A 2,114-nucleotide genomic window follows, 5' to 3' on the forward strand; every position below is an offset into this window, starting at 1 on the left:
TGTTGAAAACCAAATAAATCTCATAAAATGATAGACAAAAACCGGCCTGAAGTAGGTCGGTTTTTTTTATCGCTCTTTACTATGAACGTTAGCTAAGACTTGTTATAAAGTTCGAGAATATTTTTCTCAAGTTTAGTAATCATATTACTTAACAAACTAATCTCCTCTTCGCTAATGCCATTTAGGATTTCATCTCGTGTACCATCGATAACATCGTTAACTTCTTTAATAATAGGTTTTGCTGCTTCCGTCAGTTTTATCCTCTTTGCCCGCCGATCGTTGGCGCAGGTCTGCCGGGTTATCAGTCCTTTTTCTTCTAGTTGATCTAGCGTTCGTACTAAGGACGGCTGTTCGATACCGATAGCTTTTGCTAACTGAATCTGCGACTGTTCAGGAGGTAACTGACAAATATTATGCAATGTTATCCAATGCGTTTGTGTTAGTTCTAAAGGTTTTAAACGGTGGTCAATTAAAGCGCGCCAGACTCTAACAAGTCGCGCTAAATCAGATCCTAATGGCGATTCCAATTTTCTCTCCTTATAATTTAAGCTAGTTAAGCTTACTCCCTCAATTATCCTTCATCCATTAGGATGAAGGATAATATGACAAAGAGATATACATACCAGTATATAAGCATGTTGCAGATACTGATGAAGATGAAAAAGTCATTTTCCTGAATTATACTATAAATAGTATGTTACATTACAACATATGTTAAATAATATTTACAGGCAATAAATCAATCTCACCGTAACTAGCACAGTCTACTGCGGAAATAATATTTATAACTGTAACACTATTATTGCAACATAAGTAGTTTATTGTTAATTTATATTTTATACAAACATATAATTTATTTAACCATATGTTAAATTTTAATTAATCAGAATAAATATATAATACTTTATAGATTACCAATGTATTTGGCCGCGACCAGCTATTGCTTATAAACAAGTAACTAACGATGCAATACGTAGTAAAATTTGCCATAATAATAACTGTATTTGCTAACAATTAAGAATAAGCATGGCCGAAAAATACGAAGTAAACGCCCTCCGGGCCAGATTTCGCGGTTTTTATCCGGTAGTAATTGATGTGGAAACTGCTGGTTTTAATGCTGGTACCGATGCTTTACTAGAAATTGCAGCCGTAACCATTAAAATGGACGATAAAGGTTGGTTAACAGCAGACAAAACTTTACATTTTCATGTCGAGCCTTTTCCTGGTGCTATTTTACAACCAGAAGCACTTATGTTTAACAGGATTGATCCAGACAATCCCTTGCGCGGGGCTGTTACTGAACATGAAGCGTTATATGAGATTTTTAAAATGGTACGTAAAGGGATTAAAGATCAAGAATGTCACCGGGCAATTATTGTCGCGCACAATGCAGCTTTTGACCACGGGTTCCTGATGGCAGCAGCTAGCCGCACTAGGCTAAAGCGTAATCCTTTTCATCCGTTTGCTACTTTTGATACAGCAGCTCTCAGCGGCTTAGTTCTTGGTCAGACAGTACTAGCAAAAGCTTGTATTACTGCAGGTATTACTTTTAATAACAGTGAAGCACATTCAGCGCTGTACGATACTGAGCGCACTGCAGAACTATTCTGCGAACTAGTCAACCGCTGGAAACGATTAGGCGGCTGGACGGATATTAGTACTACTTGTTTCCATAAAGTGTGATATTTGACGAATATAGTGAGTTATTGGCTGTAATTATCTTTCTCCACGGTCTTCTTAAGAAGCTGCTGTAATTCGCCACGCTGATACATTTCCATTACGATATCACAGCCGCCTATCAACTCACCGTTTACCCATAATTGAGGGTAAGTAGGCCAGTTTGCCAATTTCGGTAGCTCAGCGCGGATATCCGGATTGGTCAATACATCAATATAAGCAAAATGTTCGCCACAGGCAGATAGCGCTTGTACTACTTTAGCGGAAAAACCGCAGCTGGGTAATCTTGGTGAACCTTTCATATATAGAAGAATCGGGTTTTCTGCTATTTGTTGCTGTATTTTTTTTATTATTGGCGTCATTATCTAGTTTCCTATGACTTATTATTACTTATGAGTAGATTTGAGCTCAGTCTAATCTTTGCTTATTTATGTTTT

Annotated in this window: 3 protein-coding genes; 1 reads left to right on the forward strand and 2 read right to left on the reverse strand. The window is 37.3% G+C overall.

Features of this window, described 5'->3' with window-relative positions:
• Positions 1–92 precede the first annotated feature (92 nt).
• Positions 93–527: a transcriptional regulator SlyA gene (gene slyA, locus CEX73_RS01270; protein WP_101626806.1), complete on the reverse strand. Its 435-nt coding sequence runs from the start codon at positions 525–527 to the stop codon at positions 93–95.
• A 499-nt stretch (positions 528–1,026) separates the two neighbouring features.
• Between slyA and rnt the strand changes: the two genes are divergently transcribed.
• A complete protein-coding gene (gene rnt, locus CEX73_RS01275) occupies positions 1,027–1,683 on the forward strand; it encodes a ribonuclease T (protein ID WP_101626807.1) in 657 nt (218 codons plus the stop codon).
• 20 nt (positions 1,684–1,703) lie between these two features.
• On the opposite strand, the gene CEX73_RS01280 is transcribed toward rnt, so the two are convergent.
• On the reverse strand, positions 1,704–2,039 hold the full coding sequence (locus tag CEX73_RS01280; protein WP_101626808.1) for a Grx4 family monothiol glutaredoxin: 336 nt from the start codon (positions 2,037–2,039) through the stop codon (positions 1,704–1,706).
• Between the last annotated feature and the right edge of the window lie 75 nt (positions 2,040–2,114).

The sequence above is a fragment of the Candidatus Palibaumannia cicadellinicola genome, assembly GCF_002855795.1.
GTDB lineage: Bacteria > Pseudomonadota > Gammaproteobacteria > Enterobacterales > Enterobacteriaceae > Baumannia > Baumannia cicadellinicola_C.

Bases quoted from the DNA above. Each gene is read 5' to 3' on its own strand.
- rnt (WP_101626807.1), top strand. From the start codon at position 1,027: ATGGCCGAAAAATACGAAGTAAACGCCCTCCGGGCCAGATTTCGCGGT.
- CEX73_RS01280 (WP_101626808.1), bottom strand. From the start codon at position 2,039: ATGACGCCAATAATAAAAAAAATACAGCAACAAATAGCAGAAAACCCG.